This window comes from Arthrobacter sp. P1_B4, from assembly GCF_056406555.1.
In genome coordinates this window covers 132,996-150,044 of the sequence record NZ_JBFTZW010000001.1, presented here as the reverse complement: position 1 = coordinate 150,044, position 17,049 = coordinate 132,996, and the positions used below count along the sequence as shown (strand labels likewise).

The 17,049-nt window shown below is 69.2% G+C and carries 16 protein-coding genes; 10 read left to right on the top strand and 6 right to left on the bottom strand.

The genetic code is table 11. The features are described 5' to 3' along the window. Positions 1-9: 9 nt before the first annotated feature. From AC1D1W_RS00735 to dhaM, 5 genes are all read left to right on the top strand, one after another. Complete coding sequence (locus tag AC1D1W_RS00735; protein ID WP_173403079.1) at positions 10-543, top strand: amino-acid N-acetyltransferase; 534 nt, start codon at positions 10-12, stop codon at positions 541-543. 208 nt (positions 544-751) lie between these two features. After that, positions 752-1,033 (top strand): hypothetical protein, encoded by a 282-nt coding sequence (locus AC1D1W_RS00730; RefSeq protein ID WP_476942687.1) that lies wholly within the window; start codon positions 752-754, stop codon positions 1,031-1,033. A 157-nt stretch (positions 1,034-1,190) separates the two neighbouring features. Beyond that, positions 1,191-2,192, top strand: coding sequence for a dihydroxyacetone kinase subunit DhaK (gene dhaK, locus AC1D1W_RS00725; protein WP_223914689.1), 1,002 nt, complete (start codon positions 1,191-1,193; stop codon positions 2,190-2,192). A 2-nt stretch (positions 2,193-2,194) separates the two neighbouring features. Then, positions 2,195-2,827 (top strand): dihydroxyacetone kinase subunit DhaL, encoded by a 633-nt coding sequence (gene dhaL / locus AC1D1W_RS00720; RefSeq protein ID WP_243178321.1) that lies wholly within the window; start codon positions 2,195-2,197, stop codon positions 2,825-2,827. Next, positions 2,824-3,495, top strand: a complete 672-nt coding sequence (gene dhaM / locus AC1D1W_RS00715; protein ID WP_243178322.1) for a dihydroxyacetone kinase phosphoryl donor subunit DhaM — start codon at positions 2,824-2,826, stop codon at positions 3,493-3,495. The genes dhaL and dhaM overlap by 4 nt, the downstream gene beginning before the upstream one ends. Positions 3,496-3,498: 3 nt before the next feature. On the opposite strand, the gene AC1D1W_RS00710 is transcribed toward dhaM, so the two are convergent. Then, entirely contained in the window at positions 3,499-3,996 is a 498-nt protein-coding gene (locus AC1D1W_RS00710; RefSeq protein ID WP_476942686.1) for a hypothetical protein, read from the bottom strand. A 16-nt stretch (positions 3,997-4,012) separates the two neighbouring features. Next, positions 4,013-4,849 (bottom strand): HhH-GPD family protein, encoded by an 837-nt coding sequence (locus AC1D1W_RS00705; protein ID WP_308197224.1) that lies wholly within the window; start codon positions 4,847-4,849, stop codon positions 4,013-4,015. Positions 4,850-5,124: 275 nt separating this feature from the next. On the opposite strand from AC1D1W_RS00705, the gene AC1D1W_RS00700 reads away from it, so the two are divergent. Then, a complete protein-coding gene (locus AC1D1W_RS00700) occupies positions 5,125-5,841 on the top strand; it encodes a hypothetical protein (RefSeq protein ID WP_243178324.1) in 717 nt (238 codons plus the stop codon). Positions 5,842-5,883: 42 nt separating this feature from the next. On the opposite strand, the gene disA is transcribed toward AC1D1W_RS00700, so the two are convergent. Continuing rightward, positions 5,884-6,960, bottom strand: coding sequence for a DNA integrity scanning diadenylate cyclase DisA (gene disA, locus AC1D1W_RS00695; RefSeq protein WP_018774911.1), 1,077 nt, complete (start codon positions 6,958-6,960; stop codon positions 5,884-5,886). Positions 6,961-7,336: 376 nt separating this feature from the next. Here disA and AC1D1W_RS00690 point away from each other — a divergent pair, with 376 nt between their 5' ends. Continuing rightward, positions 7,337-8,950 carry a peptide chain release factor 3 gene (locus tag AC1D1W_RS00690; protein WP_028276909.1) on the top strand — a complete coding sequence of 538 codons (1,614 nt, stop codon included), beginning with the start codon at positions 7,337-7,339 and terminating at the stop codon, positions 8,948-8,950. 171 nt (positions 8,951-9,121) lie between these two features. Then, positions 9,122-10,480 carry a protein kinase domain-containing protein gene (locus AC1D1W_RS00685; RefSeq protein WP_243178325.1) on the top strand — a complete coding sequence of 453 codons (1,359 nt, stop codon included), beginning with the start codon at positions 9,122-9,124 and terminating at the stop codon, positions 10,478-10,480. 25 nt (positions 10,481-10,505) lie between these two features. Here the strand turns inward: AC1D1W_RS00685 and AC1D1W_RS00680 are convergent, their stop codons facing one another. After that, a complete protein-coding gene (locus AC1D1W_RS00680; protein WP_243178326.1) occupies positions 10,506-11,714 on the bottom strand; it encodes a PucR family transcriptional regulator in 1,209 nt (402 codons plus the stop codon). Positions 11,715-11,811: 97 nt separating this feature from the next. Here AC1D1W_RS00680 and AC1D1W_RS00675 point away from each other — a divergent pair, with 97 nt between their 5' ends. After that, a complete protein-coding gene (locus AC1D1W_RS00675; protein ID WP_243178327.1) occupies positions 11,812-12,891 on the top strand; it encodes a ferredoxin reductase in 1,080 nt (359 codons plus the stop codon). 13 nt (positions 12,892-12,904) lie between these two features. Next, a complete protein-coding gene (locus AC1D1W_RS00670) occupies positions 12,905-14,116 on the top strand; it encodes a fatty acid desaturase family protein (protein ID WP_243178328.1) in 1,212 nt (403 codons plus the stop codon). Positions 14,117-14,206: 90 nt separating this feature from the next. On the opposite strand, the gene AC1D1W_RS00665 is transcribed toward AC1D1W_RS00670, so the two are convergent. Further along, the gene (locus AC1D1W_RS00665) at positions 14,207-14,842 is read right to left on the bottom strand and encodes a class I SAM-dependent methyltransferase (RefSeq protein WP_243178329.1); all 636 of its coding nucleotides are present in this window, start codon (positions 14,840-14,842) and stop codon (positions 14,207-14,209) included. 16 nt (positions 14,843-14,858) lie between these two features. Next, positions 14,859-16,985 carry a copper-translocating P-type ATPase gene (locus AC1D1W_RS00660; protein WP_476942685.1) on the bottom strand — a complete coding sequence of 709 codons (2,127 nt, stop codon included), beginning with the start codon at positions 16,983-16,985 and terminating at the stop codon, positions 14,859-14,861. Positions 16,986-17,049: the final 64 nt, after the last annotated feature.

Sequence of the window (17,049 nt, the reverse complement as noted above, 5' to 3'; positions counted from 1 at the left end):
GATTGGGCTGTGACTGAGACCGTGACTGAGACCGCGACTGAGACGATCCGCATCCGCCCCGCCCGCACCGACGACGTTGGCGCCATCAAGACCCTCGTGGCGCCGCTGGCCGACCAGCGGATCCTCATGGCCAAGGAAACCGTGGCCTACTACGAAAGCCTGCAGGAGTTCCGGATCGCCGAATCCGAAGACGGCGGGGTGATCGGCTGCGGGGCGCTGCACGTCATGTGGGAGGACCTCGCGGAGGTCCGCACCCTCGCGGCCTCGGACGCCTGGCGCGGCAAAGGCGTGGGCCACGCGCTGGTGGAGCGCCTGCTGGAGGATGCCCGCGCACTGGGAGTCTCCCGGGTCTTCTGCCTGACGTTCGAAGTGGAGTTCTTCAAAAAGCACGGCTTTGAAGTCATGGCTGACCAGACCGCCGTCGACCCCGTGGTGTATTCCGAGCTCCTGCGCTCGCACGACGAAGGCGTGGCCGAGTTCCTGGACCTGGCGCGGGTCAAACCGAACACGCTGGGCAACACCAGGATGATCAAGGAGCTGTAGCCGCCGCCGGGTTGCGGCTGCGCGCGGCTGTTCGCCGGCCAGCGAAGGCGGCGCCCCGGCCAGCGAAAGTGGCTCCAGGCCGGCGCCGGCAGCCGCCAGGAACTCGACGTCCACGCAGGGCTTCCCTTCAGTAAATTTGGTGGATAAACTGATGCCGGCCCAGGGGGTGGGCCGCCATACTTCCGGAGGCAAAAAATTGCACAAAGCCGTGATTTTTCCCGATCTCTCCGCAATCCACAGCTCAATCGCCAGCGCTCCGGCAGGGCCGCCGGACCAGCCGCTGGAAGCGCTGCCGCCCGAACCCGCTAACCACTCCTCGCCCGGCACCGGCGCGCCCGTGACGGGGCAAACCGCCGAGACAGTATCTGCCGCGTCGGGACCGCCGGCCACGTCCCGCGCCCGCAAGGGCCGGCTCGCCGCGCCGCCGTTCTCATGGCTGGGCGTCGATGCCTGGCCGCATTCTCCGGCGTGGGCTGACCAACAGGCCTGAAGCGCGGGGGTTCGGAACGCGCGGCCACAACCCCGCCGCCCCGGGATTCGCAGCCCGCCAGGGAGCCCGGGCCGGGGGAACGGGGAGCCTACCGCCGGCCGTGCCCCGGTAGTAGGGTCTAAGCAAGCAGCCAGGACACCATCCAGGGAGCACCGCCATGAAGAAACTCATCAATGATCCCAAAGCCGTGGTCGACGAGTCAGTGGAGGGGTTCGGGCTTGCTCACGCCGACCTCGTGACCGTCTTCCCGGACCCGAAATACATCGTGCGCAAGGACGCTCCCGTCGCAGGGAAAGTCGGGCTCGTCTCCGGCGGCGGCAGCGGACACGAACCGCTGCACGGCGGGTACGTGGGCCTGGGCATGCTCGACGCCGCCGTCCCGGGCGCCGTGTTCACCTCTCCCACTCCGGACCAGATCCTGCCGGCCACGCTGGCCGTAAGCTCCGGCGCCGGCGTCGTGCACATCGTGAAGAACTACACCGGTGACGTCCTGAACTTCGAAACCGCCGCCGAACTCGCGCAGGCCGAAGGCGTCGAGATCCGCACCGTGCTCGTCAACGACGACGTCGCAGTGCAGGATTCGCTGTACACGGCCGGGCGCCGGGGCGTCGGCGGCACCGTCCTGGTCGAGAAAATCGCCGGTGCGGCCGCCGAGCGCGGTGACAACCTGGACGCCGTCGCCGCGATCGGTGACCGCGTCAACCAGAACGTGCGCAGCATGGGCGTGGCGTTGTCTGCCTGCACCGTTCCGCATGCCGGGGTGCCCAGTTTTGAGCTCGAGGAAAACGAGATCGAGATCGGCATCGGCATCCACGGCGAACCGGGACGGCACCGCATCCCGATGGAAAACGCCGACGGCATCACCGACCGGCTCCTGGATCCGGTGGTCAGCGACCTCGGCCTTGCTTCCGGGGATCAGGTGCTCCTGTTCGTCAACGGCATGGGCGGCACCCCGCAAAGCGAGCTGTACATCGTCTACCGCAGGGCCGCGCAGAAACTGGCCGAGCAGGGCGTCACCGTGGCCCGCTCCCTGGTGGGCAACTACATCACGTCCCTCGAAATGCAGGGCTGCTCCATCACTGTCCTGCGCCTCGATGACGAGATGACAACACTCTGGGACGCTCCGGTGCACACTCCGGCCCTTCGCTGGGGCGTCTGACCGTGGGCTTGGACGTCGGCTGGGCGGTGCGGTGGCTGACGCTTTCGGCGCAGGCCATGGCGGAGCACCGGGTGGAACTGATCGAGCTGGACCGGCCCATCGGGGACTCGGACCACGGCGAGAACATGGACCGCGGCTTCAAGGCCGTGATGGACAAACTTGCCGAGACGCCGCCCGAAACCCCGGCCGCGGCCCTGAAACTGACGGCCATGACGCTGATGTCCAAGGTCGGCGGGGCGGCCGGCCCGCTGTACGGCACGGCGTTCCTGCGGGCCGCCACGGCCCTGGGTGAGGCCTCCGACGTCGACGCCGCCACCCTCGCCGCCGCGCTGCAGGCCGCCCGCGACGGGATCGTCGCCCGCGGCAAGGCCGAATCCGGCGACAAGACCATGGTGGACGCCTGGACACCCGCGATCGAGGCAGCCGCCGCAGCGGCTGGCGACGGCGACGGGGATGTCAGGAAGGTGCTGCTAGCCGCGGCGGAAGCCGCCGAAGCCGGCGCCGTGTCCACGGATCCGATGCTCGCCCGCAAGGGCCGGGCCAGCTACCTGGGGGAGCGCAGCATCGGCCACCGCGACCCCGGAGCGGTCTCCAGCGCGCTGATTCTGCGCGCCGCGGCCGGAGCGGCCGAATGACAGTCCGGCTGGTGGTCGTCTCGCACAGCTCCAAGATCGCGGACGGCGCCGTCGAACTCGCCGCGCAGATGGCTCCCGACGTCCTGATCCTGCCCGCCGGCGGCACCGACGACGGCCGCATCGGCACGAGCCTGGACAAGGTCATGGCGGCCCTGGAGCAGGCTGCCGGTGACGGTGTGGTGGTGCTCGCCGACCTCGGCTCCGCGGTGATGACGGCCGAGTCCGCTGCGGAGTTTGCAGCCGACCCGGGCTCGGTGCTGATTGCTGACGCGCCCATCGTCGAAGGACTCGTCGCGGCCGCGGTGGCTGCCCAGGCAGGGGCCGAAGCGGCGGCGGTGAAGGACGCGGCCGAGGCCGTCTACCGGCCCCCGGCCCATCCCGCGGAGGCGGGGCATGTGCACCAGCAGCCGCCGGACGCCACCGGGGACTTTGAACTCGTCAACCAGACCGGCATGCATGCCCGGCCGGCAGCGAAGATCGCCGGAGGCCTGTCCGCCATGGACGCCGAGGTGACCGTGAACGGCGCCGATGGCGCCTCCATGACCGAACTCATGATGCTCGCCGCCGGCAAGGGAACCGTCCTGCACGTGGAGGCCAGCGGCCCGGACGCCGCCAAGGCGGTCGACTACCTGGAACGCCTGGTCGGCTCGGGGTTCGGTGAGCCGTAAGCGCTAGGGTGCCTGGCGGAGGCCGGCCGCGTCGAGCACGACGCTGGCGGTGATGAAGGTTCCGCACTGCTCACCAAACGGGTGCGCCGACCTGGGCGTGAACGCCGCGGTCCGGGCCGGCAGAGGGTTCCCCGCGGTGTCCGTGCCCGTGGCCGTCACCTCGATCCGGCTGGCGCTCAGCGTCTCCATCATCAGCATTCCGGTCAGGGTCCCGTCGGGTGAGGAAGTGGCCGAGCAGACGCCGTCGCCGCCGTAGGGGCCCGGCTCGCAGCCTTGGTCCACGGCCGTGCTCCCGGGAACCAGTTCGAGGTCCGCCTCCTTGCAGCGGCCGTCCTGGCAGGCGGCCAGGTGGATGGTCCGCACTGACGGGGCGTACTCCCGGTCCACCGTGAGCGACACAACGGGCGCCTGGGCGATCGCCGGGCAGGCGGCCTCCGGCCGGCACGAGACAGCCAGGACTGCGGTGAGGACCAGCACGGCCGCGGCCGCCAGCTTGCGCATGCTCCAGCGTAGATCCTCAGCCCGGGAGCCGGAAGCCGCCCTGGTGCAGTTCGGCGAGGCCGTCGCCCAGCAGCCCTGCCAGCGCCCGTTCCAGCTGCTCGGGGGCCGCGTTGAGCCGGTGCAGGGCCGCGAGCGGGATGCCGATGCCCTGCGGTTCGAAGCCCAGGTCCGCTGGAGCCTGGTGGAACAGGACCGGCGCCACGGGCTCCTCGGCTGCCCGCAGGACGGCCATCACGGCGCCGCGCACCTGCCGGTCCGTGCCGTGCCAGGCCTGTCCCTTGGGCGTGTACGTCGGCGCCGGCTCCCCGGCCGCCAGCCAGGCGCAGGACTCCCGGACAGGGCACTGGCCGCACTTGGGGGTCCGAGCAGTGCAGACCAGGGCGCCGAGTTCCATGACGGCGGCGTTCCAGCGCACCGAGGCGTCGGGGCGGTCCGGGAGCAGCGATGCCGCCAGCCGCATTTCGGCGGCGGTCAGGGCCTGCGCCGGCAGGGCAGAGCCGGTGACCAGCCGCGCGTGGACCCGGCGGATGTTCGTGTCCACCACCGTTTCGCGGCGTCCGTAGGCGAACGCGGCGACGGCCGCGGCCGTGTAGCTGCCCACGCCCGGCAGGTCCAGGAGTTCGGTATGGGTGTCGGGGACGGCCCCGCCGTGGCTGTCCCTGATGGCGACGGCGGCAGCATGCAGGCGCAGGGCGCGCCGGGGATATCCCAGCCGGCCCCAGGACCGGACGGCCTCCCCGGCGGGTTCGCCGGCCAGATCTGCAGGTTCCGGCCAGCGGCGCAGCCACTCTTCCCAGACCGGCAGGACCCGGACCACCGGCGTCTGCTGGAGCATCACTTCGCTGACCAGCACACCCCAGGGCGTGCAGTCCGCGGCCCGCCACGGCAGGTCCCTGGCGTTGGACGCGAACCAGTCATCCAGGGCCGCATGGAGGGCTGGGAGATTGCCGGCGCGGCCGGGCGCCCCGGCGGGCAGGGGTTCCGGCGGTGCCGCGGCGGATGCGGGGGGCGTGGGGGTTAGAGTTTCGATCCATTCAGCGTAATAGATCGGGGTAACGGATCGGGACGGCGTCCGGTCCCGCGGCGTGGTCGGGCGCCATAGCCCGCGCGGTTCTCTAGGCTAGAAGAATGGTCAGGCAAGGCACTTCAGGTACGGGCGGTTCGCGGCCGAAAGGTTCGGCCACGGGGCAATCCGGGCGCAAATCCGGACGGCCCCCGCTGCGCCGGGTCTACCGCCGCCGCCGGCTGTTTGCAGGGGTGGTCCTGCTGCTCGTCATCGCGGTGGCCTTCGGCGGCTTTGTGGCGGTCTCGAATGCCATGGGCGGGGGCCAGTCTGCCGGCGCCCAGCCGTCCGGGGCAGGGGCGTCGCCGGCGGCCAGCCCGGCTGGCTCCGCGTCGGGGAGCCCCACGGCGTCCGGGGAGGCTTCGGCCTCACCCACGGCCACATCGGGGGAGGGCTGCGAGCAGAATCTGATCACCGTTACGGCCGCCACCGACAAACAGGCTTACGCCGCCGGTGAGAAGCCGCTGCTGAGCCTCACGGTGACCAACAACAACAAGGTCCCGTGCGAGGTCAACATCGGGACGTCGCAGATGGAGTACATGATCACCAGCGGCTCGGACCGGATCTTCTCCTCCAAGGACTGCCAGGCGGAGAGCGCGGACCTGATGAAGACCATTGCTCCGGGCAAGAGTGAGACGGCGAACTTCCCGTGGCAGCGCAACCGCACGGTGCAGGGCTGCGAGTCCGTCGAGGCCACGCCCGGTGCCGGCGGCGCCTACTACGTCTTCACCGCCCGGCTGGCGAACAAGAACAGCCCCAAGGCCGTGTTCCAGCTCAGCTGACCCGTATAACTCCAGCTACCCCCGACGGGTTTGTGGAGGGGGTTAGAGGAAGCGGTCCAGCAGGCTGGCCTCGGCCATGCGGCTCAGGCCCTCCCTGACGGTCCTGGCACGCTGGTCACCGATCCCGTCGACGGTCATGAGGTCATCGATTGTTGCCGCCATCAGGAACTGCAGGCCACCGAAGTGGTCGACGAGCCGGTCGGCGACGGCCTTCGGCACGGCCTTGAGCCCGGAGAGCAGGCGGTAGCCGCGCGGCTGCACGACGGCGTCGAGGTTGGCCTCGCCGCCGGCGAAGCCGACGATCCCGGCGATCTTGCCCAAGTCGATCAGCTCGGTCGGGCCCAGGCTGACGAGGGCCTTGACCGCTTTGTCGATGTCCTCCGCTGTTGCGGCCGGACCGGAGTAGTCCCGGATGATGACGTCGCTGCCCGGGCCGCGGCCGACGGTGAGCTCGTCCAGCTGCAGCGAGAGCAGGCGGCCGTCCTCGCCCAGTTCCAGGACGTACTGGGAGATTTCCTCGGAGATCCTGCGCACCATTTCCTGGCGCTGCAGGGTGACCGCTACGTCACGGACCGTCACCATGGCCTCGATTTCCAGGGCGGAGAGTGAGCTGGTGACCTGGTCCAGGCGCGAGCGGTAGCGTTCCAGGGTTGCCAGGGCCTGGTTGGCGCGGGCCAGGACCTTCTCGGAGCCCTCCAGGACGTGGCGCAGCCCGTGCACGTACAGCGCGATGATCTGCATTGACTGGCTGACCGAAATGACCGGGACGCCCGTCTGGATGGCCACGCGTTCCGCGGTCCGGTGCCTGGTGCCCGATTCCTGCGTTTCGATGCTCGAGTCCGGGACGAGCTGGACGGCCGCGCGCAGGATGTTGCTGGCATCCTTGTCGCAGACGATGGCGCCGTCCATCTTCGCCAGTTCCCGCAGCCGGGTGGGGGAGAAGTCGATGCCGATCTCGAAGCCGCCCGAACAGATGGACTCGATGGTCCTGTCGATGCCCAGCACGATCAGCGCGCCGGTCCGGCCGCGGAGGATGCGTTCCAGGCCGTCGCGGAGGGCTGTGCCCGGTGCCACCCTGGCCAGGGTCGCCTTGAGCGCATCTTCAGGGCTCCGAGCCATAGATTTCCCTTCAAAGGTGCAGGGACGAGCCTGCAAGTGCGCCGGATTCCAGGGTCTCCCGGCAGGATCAAAGTACTCAGTTCCCCGATCTCCCCATGATAGGGGTAAAGCACGGCCACTTCCGCACAGGCAAGCCTTAAAGTGGTCCATTGCGGCGTGCCGCCGCGGGCCTCCTGAAGGGCTAGCGCGGGCGCCGTCCGTGAGGGCATTTTGGCGCCGCAAGGCCGCAGCTTCGTGCCCGGGCCCCGCGCAGCTTCATGCGCGGTCCGGCCGCAGCTTCGTCCGCGGTCCGCGGCCTGCGATAAACTTGGATCCTTGGGTGTACCGCGGGCTCTCCGCGCCGTGACCCGTCCACTGCCGCAGCGAAAGTAGCATCGTGTCTCAAGAAGTCCTCAGCCCCGCCCGAGTCCAGGAGATTCACAAGCAGGCGGCCCGGCGCCGGACTTTCGCGGTCATTTCGCACCCCGACGCCGGCAAATCCACCCTGACGGAGGCCCTGGCGCTGCACGCAAAGGTGATCGGCACGGCCGGCGCCTCCAGCGGAAAGGCCAACCGCAAGGAGACGGTCTCGGACTGGATGCAGATGGAAAAGGACCGCGGCATCTCCATCAGCTCTGCCGCTTTGCAGTTCGCCTACCGGGACACCGTCATTAACCTCCTGGACACCCCGGGCCACGCCGACTTTTCCGAGGACACCTACCGCGTGCTCGCGGCCGTGGACTGTGCCGTCATGCTGGTCGACGCCGCGAAGGGCCTGGAAACCCAGACCATGAAGCTCTTCGAGGTCTGCAAGCAGCGCAACCTGCCCATCATCACTGTCATCAACAAGTGGGACCGGCCCGGCCTGGACGCCCTGGCGCTGATGGACGAGATCACCGAACGCACCGGCCTGCAGCCGATGCCGCTGACCTGGGCCGTTGGCATCTCCGGCGACTTCCGCGGCGTCTGGGACCTGCGCAACGACCGCTTCGCGCAGTTCAAGCGCAACAACGCCGGCGCCAACATCGCCCTCACCGAATACTTCACCCCCGACGAGGCCGCCGCCAGCCAGGGCGACGACTGGTCCAACGCCGTGGACGAGGCCGGACTGGTCATCGAATCCAACCTGGCGTTCGACGTCGCGGCCTTCCACGCCGGCAAGGCGACGCCGATCCTCTTCAGCTCGGCCGCGCTGAACTTCGGCGTCAAGGAAATCCTCGACGCCCTCGTCGACTTCGCCCCGCCCGCTGCACCGCGGCCCGACGTCGACGGCGACCCCCGCCCCGTGGATGCCCCGTTCGCCGGGTTCGTCTTCAAGGTCCAGGCCGGCATGAACAAGGCCCACCGCGACCACGTTGCCTTCATCCGTGTTTGCTCCGGCATGTTCGAGCGCGGCATGGTGGTCACCCAGACCCGGACGGGGAAATCCTTCGCCACCAAGTACGCCCAGCAGGTCTTCGGCCGCGAACGCGAGGTGATCGACGAGGCTTTCCCGGGCGACGTGGTGGGCCTCGTAAACGCCTCCTCCCTCCGGGTGGGGGACAGCCTGTTCCTGGACCAGCCCGTAGAGTTCCCGGCGATCCCGCTGTTCGCCCCGGAGCACTTCCAGGTGGCGCGCTCCAAGGACCCGAGCCGGTTCAAGCAGTTCCGCCGCGGCATCGAACAACTCGAGCACGAGGGCGTCATCCAGGTGCTCCGCTCCGACATCCGCGGCGACCAGGCGCCCGTTCTTGCCGCCGTCGGCCCCATGCAGTTCGAAGTGGTCGAGGACCGCATGGCGCACGACTTCAGCGCCCCGATGCGGCTGGAGCGGCTCCCGTATTCCATGGCCCGGATCTCGACCGCCGACGCCATGCCGGCGCTGGCCAACGTCCCCGGCGCCGAAGTCCTGTTGCGCTCCGACGGGGAATACCTGGCCCTGTTCAACGACGTCTGGGCCCTGCGCCGGATTGAAAAGAACCACCCTGACCTCACCCTGGTGCCGATCGGGACCCACAACCCCGCAAAATAGCCTAGGCGGCGGACCGAAAGACTCCCCGGAAGTCTTCCGGAATCCGGTTTCCACGTTATGATAAGTAAGCTTGCTTATGATGCGGGTGCCGGGATTTGTCCCGGCTTTGGACTGATCCGCCCGCTTCCAGCGGCGGCCCCATTAGAGGGACCACGTAGACCTTTGACAACCATGGACCCCGGTTTCCTGCTCAGCGGGCGCTACCGGATCGAAGAACTCATTGGCCGGGGCAGCCAATCGAGCGTGTACCGTGCCACGGACGAGGTCCTGGGGCGTGAAGTGGCAGTCAAACTCTTCCGCGACGGGACAGTGGACGAAGAACGGACCCGCAGGCAAGCCGATGAAGTGCGGATCCTGGCGGGGATGGCCCACCACGCCCTCGTGACATTGTTCGACGCCGGCACGGACCTCAGTGACCCGACCCGCCGGCTCAGTTATCTGGTGATGGAACTCGTCCGCGGCCCCGACCTGCGCCGCCGCTCGGCCGAGGGCCCGCTGTCGGCGGCCCACATGGCGCTGATCGGACACGATCTCGCCGACGGTCTTGCGCACATCCACCACCACGGCATCATCCACCGGGACGTCAAGCCGGCCAACATCCTGCTCGTGGACTACAGCGTCGAGGACCGGCGCGCCCGCGCCAAACTCAGTGACTTCGGCGTGGCCATCACCATCCGCGAAGGCCACCACGGCGACCCCGATGACAGCTCCGGCACCCCGGCCTACCTCAGCCCCGAACAGGCTGCCGGCGAACCGGCGGGCCCCGCCAGCGACGTCTATTCGCTGGGGCTGGTCCTGCTGGAAGGCCTGACCGGGAAAATGGCCTATCCCGGCGCGCCGGTGCAGTCCGCCCTGGCCCGGCTGCTCCACGACCCGGACGTCCCTGAAGACATCGCGCCCATGTGGGCGGCCCTGCTGACCTCCATGCTGGACAGGGATCCGGCCGCCCGCCCGCCGGCCCGGGAAGTGTCCCTGGCCCTGCGCCAGGAAGTCATCAACGGCACAGGACGCCGCCGCCGGGACCGGGCCGCGCTGTTGACCGACGAAGAAGGGCGCATGCAGGCGGTCGAGCGGTACCGGATCCTGGACACTCCCGCGGACGGCGTCTTTGACCGGATCGCGGCGCTGGCCGCACGCATGTTCTCGGTGCCCGTGGCGATTGTCAGTGTTGTGGACCATGACCGGATCTGGTTCAAGTCCCACCACGGCACGGATGTCACGGAAATCGGCCGGGACCCCGGATTGTGCGCCTCCGCCGTCCTGCAGGGCGATGCCTGGATTGTCCAGGACGCCGTCAACGATCCCCGGACGCTGGCCAACCCCCTCGTGGCAGGCGAGTTCGGCCTGCAGTTCTATGCCGGGGTGCCGCTGCGCACTCCGGACGGCTACAACCTGGGCACCTTCTGCATCCTGGACCGTGAGCCCCGCGAGTTCAGCGATGAGGACACGGCTGCGCTGGAGGACCTGGCGGCGCTCGTGATGCACGACCTGGAGTTGCGGCTCCACAGCCGGCGGGCGCTCGCCGGGTAACCCGCGGTCCGCCTGACGGGCTGGCCTACCGCCGGCCGGCGTGAAGGGCCAGTTCGAGTTCGAAGCGCGCCGTTGGGTCCTCGAGGGCGTCGCCAAAGAGCTCGCGCAGCTGCGCTGCCCGGTAGCCCACGGTCTGCGGGTGAATCCCGAGCTCGGCGGCCACGGGCGCCCGCTGGCCCCAGTGGCGCAACCAGGAGAGCAGGGTTTCGGCGAGCCGGTCGCGCTGTGCGGGCCGGAGCCCTTCCAGCGGCGCGAGCCGGCGGTTGGCGAGTTCCGTGATCGCTGAGGGTTCTGCACCGAGAATCACCTGCGCCAGGTGCTCGTCGGCCCAGATCGGGGGATCATCCGGTCCCTCCCGCGGAGGCAGTGCTGCGGCCGCCAGCACGGCCAGCCGCAGCGAATCCGGAACCCTCTCCCAGCCCCCGGCCGGTCCCACGGAAGCGCCGCGCCCCTTCAGGGCACGGTCCAGGTCGTCCCGGGCGGAGCGCGACATCCGCGCCGGCACCAAGGCGACAACATCGGTCTCGCGCTCAATCACAAGGGTGCCCGGGCCCAGGCGCAGCCGCAGCCCGGCCGCCCGGTCCAGCGGCAGCGTCACCACCGCCATGCGCTGGGGCAGGGACCAGTCCGCCATCGCCGCCGTCTGGCGCAGGGCCGCCTCGTCGGCCTGGCCTAGCAGGAGCAGGTCCAGCAGTTCGGTGCGCCGCCGGTCCACTGCTCCGGCCCGTTCGGACTGCTCAAAGGCGTAGGCCTCGGCGCTGACCGCCGACAGCTCATCGATGTACGCGAGGATCGATTCGCCCAGGTCCACCACGACGCCCTGGCCCAGATGGTGTTCCACTGAGACTTTGGACATCTCCCGGAACGTCACGCGGGCGCCCATCCGGTAGGCGCTCAGGAGCGCGTCCATGCTCCGCCCCTGCCGGAACTCGCCGCTGCCCAGCCCGGCCACCAGTTCCCGGCTTTCCTCGGACAGCGCCGGCAGCCGGGTCCCGGGCAGTTGCAGGAAGCGGTCCAGCGCCGCGGCCACGCCCCTGCGCAGCCCCCTGCCAAAGCGCCCCTCGATCGGCCTGGCGTACGCCGGGACGAGCTGCGGGACGGCCTCGATGATGGCCTCGACAATGCCGGGCATCCGCGGCCGCAGCATGTCGCTGACCTCCCGCGGCAGGGCCAGCCAGGGAGGATCGTAGGCGGGGGTGGGGTCGGCAGGCTCCCGGGCAGGGGATGTGTTCATGGAAAGTCCGATGAGTTGTTGCGGCGGGATAGTTTTCTCAAGTCGATCGTATGCCTTGGGTGAAGAAGTATGGCGCAATCTGACATAAGCTTGATGAATGATCCGGCTCCGTAAGCTGGCGCGCGCCGCATCTCTACTGACCACCCCACTAGCTCCAGAAGACATTCTGTCGCTGTTCAATCCCGTGTTTTCCGCCCGCCAATTGCGCGGCGTGGTCACCAGGGTGGTTCCAGAAACGGCCGATTCCGCCACCATTTTCTTCCGTCCCGGCCGCGGCTGGCAAGCACATCTTGCCGGCCAGTGGGCCCGTATTGGCGTCGAGCTCGACGGTGTCCGCCACTGGCGGTCCTACTCGCTCAGCGCCCCCGCCGGACAGGACCCGGCAATCACCGTGACCGACATGGGCGCCGTGTCCGGGGCCCTCGTGCGCGGCACCAAGCCCGGCGACGTCCTGTTCCTGGCGCCCCCGCAGGGCGATTTCGTCCTTCCCGAGCATCCGCGGCCGCTGCTCATGCTCACGGCCGGCAGCGGGATCACCCCGGTGATGTCGATGATCCGCACGCTCGTTCCGCACCGCCCGGATTCGGACGTCGTCCTGATCCACACCGCCCGCACCGCCGCGGACACCATCTTCCGTGAAGAACTCGCCGAGCTCGCCGACCAGTTCCCCAACCTGCGCGTCACGCACTGGTTCACTGGTGAGAGCGGACGGCTGGACTTCACCTCGGCCGCCGACCTGGACCGGCTCTGCCCGGACTGGCGCCAGCGCGCCGCCTACGCATGCGGTCCGGAAGGGTACCTCAACGACGCCGAGGCGTTGTGGGAGGCCGAAGCGGAGGACGCCCAGCAGGCCGCGGCCAGCTCGGGCACCCTGACCATCGAACGCTTCAGCACCAGCCTCGCCGGCGGCGCAGGGCACGACGGCGGCCTGGTCACCTTCGAGGCCTCCGACCGTGAAGTCGAGGCCGATGGCGACACCCCGCTGCTCGATGTCGGCGAGGACGCCGGCATCCTCATGCCCAGCGGCTGCCGGATGGGTATCTGCCACAGCTGCCTCATCCCGCTGCGGGCCGGCCACGTCCGTGACCTGCGCACCAACGAAGTGCACGGCGAGCCCGGCCAACTAATCCAGACGTGCGTGTCGGCAGCCGCCGGCCCCGTTAACCTCGACCTCTGAGGAGTATCACCGCATGACGATTGTTTCCAACAAACCGGACCTTTCCGACGCCGACACCCCCGCCACCAGCGGTTCAGCGGACACAGCAAAGGTCGTCACGGTCGCGAAGACGCGGCCCGGAGCCCTCGCCGAAACCGGCAGCCCGCTGCTGCGCCCTCCCGCGGCCGCCCACCTCTCCGACGAGCAGGTGGCGGAGCTGGGGCGCGAACTCGACGCCATCAAGGATGACATCCTCGCCAAGCGCGGGTCCGCCGATGCCGCCTACATCCGCCGCATGATCAAGATCCAGCGCGGCCTGGAGCTCTCCGGCCGTGCCCTGCTCCTTGTCAGCAAGAAGAAGCCCGCCTGGTTCGCCGGCACCGCGCTGCTGAGCTTCGCCAAGATCCTGGAAAACATGGAACTTGGGCACAACATCCTGCACGGGCAGTGGGACTGGATGCGGGACCCGGACATCCACTCCACCACCTGGGAATGGGACTTCGTCACCCCCGCGCGCTCCTGGCAGCACACCCACAACGATCTCCACCACCGCTGGACAAATGTGGTCGGCAAGGACAACGACATCGGATACAACCTGCTGCGGATGGATCCGGACCAGAAATGGACTCCCTTCAACCTGGGCAACCCGCTGTACAACGCGCTGCTGGCACCGGTCTTCGAGTGGGGCATCGCGATCTACGACCTCGAACTGGTGGACTACAAAGAGGGCCGGAAGTCCAAGGAAGCCCTGACCAAGGACCTGAAGGCCCTCGGCCGCAAGGCACTGACGCAGTTCACCAAGGACTACGCCGCCACTCCCGCCGTCGCCATGCTGACCGGTTCCGGCAAGCAGGCCCTCTACGGCACGCTGACCGCCAACGCCGTCCGCAACGTGTGGGCGCACGCAGTGATCTTCTGCGGCCACTTCCCCGAAGGCACTGACACCTTCACCGAGGAAATGGTGGAGGGCGAGACCCGCGGTGACTGGTATGTGCGGCAGATGATCGGCTCGGCCAACATCTCCGGCTCCAAGTTCATGCACCTCATGACCGGCAACCTCTCGCACCAGATTGAGCACCACCTGTTCCCGGACCTTCCCTCGAACCGCTATGCGGAAGTGCAGCCGAAGGTGCAGGAGATCTGCAAGCGCTACGGACTGCCGTACACCACGGGCCCGCTGCTGAAGCAGGTCGGCTCCACGTGGGCGAAGATCTTCAAGCTGGCCCTGCCGCCCAAGAAGGCCTAGCAAACCCGGGCCGGCTCAGCCGGAGTGAAATCAGGAGAGGGGCGTCTGCCATCGCGCCAGGCGCCCCCTTTTCGTTGTGCCGGAACGTGCTCAGGATTTGCCCGCCACACCGAGGACGTGGGCCAGCCGCGGATTGCCGGGAAGCACCGAAAAGCCGAAGCGCTCGATGCCCTGCACGCTCAGGCCTGCCGCGGCGATCATGGCGGCGGTGTCACGGTTCGGGTGGCATCCGCCTGCCAGCCGGCCCCACAGCGGTGTGAGCAGGTCTTCGGCGGCCCCCAGCAGGCGGTGCGCTGAGCGGACGTGTTCGTAGAACAGCAGCAGGCCGCCGGGGCGCAGGACCCGGACCACCTCCGCCAGGGCGAGGGACGGGTCCGGCACGCTGCACAGCACCAAGCTGGAAACAACGACGTCGGCCGAGGCATCCGCCGCCGGCAGCGCTTCCGCCACGCCGTCCCTCACCGTGACGGGCACAGGCGCCCTGCCGGCGGCGGCGAGGGCCAGCGCACGGAGCGTGGGGTCCGGTTCGAGGGCCAGCACACCGGACACCGCGGAAGGGTAGAACGGGAAGGTGGCCCCGTAGCCCGCCCCGATTTCGATGACGAAGCCGTGCGCCGGCGCCACGAGCCGGCGGCGGTGCTCTGCTGCGCCGCGGGCGTCCATCCGCGGACCCACCCGGGCATACGATCTCCCGAATGATGACTCACGGCGGGTGGTTTCCGGCATCGGGGCCTCCAACAGGTCAGCTGACCGCGGCCGGGTTGAGCTTAAGCCTGCGCAGCAACTGGGCGTTCAGGGCAACCACAATGGTCGACGCCGACATCATCACGGCGCCCGCGGCGGGGGACAGGACAATTCCGGCGAAGGCGAGGACACCGGCAGCCAGCGGCACCGAGATGACGTTGTATCCGGTGGCCCACACGAGGTTTTGCCACATCTTCCGGTAGCTCGCCCTGGAAAGATCGAGCATTGACAGCACAGCCCGCGGATCGTTGCCGGCCAGGACCACACCGGCGGATTCCACGGCCACATCCGTGCCGCCGCCAATCGCGATCCCCACCTCCGCCCGTGCCAGCGCGGGGGAGTCGTTGACGCCGTCGCCCACCATGGCCACCTTCAGCCCGCGGCCCTGGAGCTCCGCCACTTTCTTGTCCTTGTCGGCCGGGAGTACCTCGGCGAACACTTCGTCGATGCCGAGCTCGGCGGCGACGGCGTGCGCCACCTGCCGGGCGTCGCCGGTGACCATGGCCACCTTGATGCCGCGTGCCTGCAGGGCCCGGACGGCCTGGCGGGACTCGGGCCGCACGGCATCCTCGAGGCTGACAGCACCCAGAACCCTGCCGCCGTCCACGACATGAAGCACCGCCGCGCCGCGCTCCAGCCAGGCGCCGGTCGTGGCGGCCAAATCCGACGGCTCCTGCAGACCCAGCTCCCGGAGCAGGGCCGGACCGCCCACCTGGACCGTGCGGCCGTCGACCGTGGCGCGGACTCCGCGGCCAGTCAGCGACGTGAACCCGTCCGCCGTCGGAAGCTTCAGTCCCCGTTCACGGGCCGCGGCAACGATTGAGCGGGCCAGGGGATGCTCGCTGTCAGCCTCCACGGCGGCCGCGAGTGCCAGCACCGTATCCTGCGCAGCGTCTTGGCCGGTTGTTCCCGCGTCTGCGGCGGCGACTTCCTTGAGTTCCGGTTCGCCCCTGGTCAGGGTTCCGGTCTTGTCGAACAGCACGACATCGACTGTCCGCATGCGCTCCAGCGCCATCCGGTTCTTGATCAGGACGCCCGCCCGGGCGGCGCGCTCGGTGGAAATGGCGATGACGAGCGGGATGGCAAGGCCGAGGGCGTGGGGGCAGGCGATCACAAGGACCGTCACAGTGCGGGTGACCGCGTCTCCTAGGCTGCCCATCAGGGTCCAGAAGATGAACGTCAGGACGCCGGTGCCGGCCGCGAAGTAGAAGAGGAAGGCCGCAGCCCGGTCGGCCAGGGCCTGGGCCCGGGAGGAGGAGGCCTGTGCCTCGGCCACGAGGCGCCGGATCCCGGCGAGGGCCGTGTCCTCGCCGATGGCCGACACCCGGACCCGCACGGAGTTGTCAGTGGCGATGGTGCCGGCCACCACGGGATCCCCCGGGGCCCGCAGGACGGTTTTTGATTCGCCCGTGATCATGGATTCGTCGAATTCGGCCTGCCCGCCGCTGACGGTGCCGTCGGCCGGCATCCGGCCGCCGGCGCGGACCAGGATGGTGTCCCCGGCACGGAGTTCGGCGAGGCTGACGGTCTCCGTGCCGGCGGTCGTGACGCGTTCCGCTTCGTCGGGCAGCAGCGCCGCCAGGGCATCCAGCGCACCCTGCGCCGAGCCGAGGGCGCGCATCTCGATCCAGTGGCCCAGCAGCATGATGGGGACCAGCAGCGCCAGCTCCCACCAGAAGTCGAGATCGAAACCGCCGATGCCGAGGCTGGTCACCCAGGAGGCGATAAAGGCGACGCTGATGGCCATGGCAATCAGCAGCATCATCCCCGGTTTTCGCGTCTTCAGTTCATTGAGTCCGCCCTGGAGGAACGGACGGCCGCCGTAGAGGTAGATCGCCGTGCCGAAGACCGGCGGGATCCATGCTGAGCCGGGGAAGGCGGGAGGAGCGTAGCCCAGGAGTTCCGCGAACATGGGGCTGAAGAAGACCACCGGCACGGCCAGGGCCAGTGACAGCCAGAACCTGTCCCTGAACATCGCGACGCTGTGCCCGGCATGCTGGCCGTGAGTGTGTACCGTGTGCTCGTCCGCGGCGGAGCTCACAGCATGGTTGCCGTGCGGCGTCCCGCCCGGGCGGTGGTTTCGGAGGCCCTGGTCCGCGCCGGGGCTGCTGTGCCGGTGTTCCATGGTGTGTGCTCCTGACGGATGCTCAGTCATCTGCGGCTACGCCCAACATACCCCCGGGGGGTAT